This is a genomic window from Citrobacter sp. EC_71 (assembly GCF_019584005.1).
Lineage (GTDB): Bacteria > Pseudomonadota > Gammaproteobacteria > Enterobacterales > Enterobacteriaceae > Citrobacter > Citrobacter werkmanii.
Genome location: NZ_VDAY01000093.1, coordinates 1 through 255, shown reverse-complemented (window position 1 = coordinate 255; position 255 = coordinate 1). Strand labels below are relative to the sequence as shown.

Annotated in this window: 1 protein-coding gene; it reads left to right on the top strand. The window is 45.1% G+C overall.

Features of this window, described 5'->3' with window-relative positions; genetic code table 11:
• Positions 1-44: 44 nt before the first annotated feature.
• The coding region (locus FHD02_RS24180; RefSeq protein ID WP_220394395.1) for an iron-containing alcohol dehydrogenase at positions 45-255 on the top strand (211 nt) is incomplete at its 3' end.

Below are 255 nucleotides of genomic sequence, written 5' to 3'. Positions count from 1 at the left end.
GAATTGTTTCTCTGAATTATAATTTAAATCTAAGAAGGTAAATTATGAGCTATCGTATGTTTGATTACCTGGTGCCAAATGTGAACTTTTTTGGCCCGAATGCTATTTCCGTCGTGGGCGAACGCTGCAAACTGTTGGGCGGTAAAAAAGCGCTGCTGGTGACTGATAAAGGTCTGCGAGCCATTAAGGACGGCGCGGTTGATAAAACCCTCGAACATCTGCGTGAAGCCGGTATTGACGTGGTGGTGTTTGACG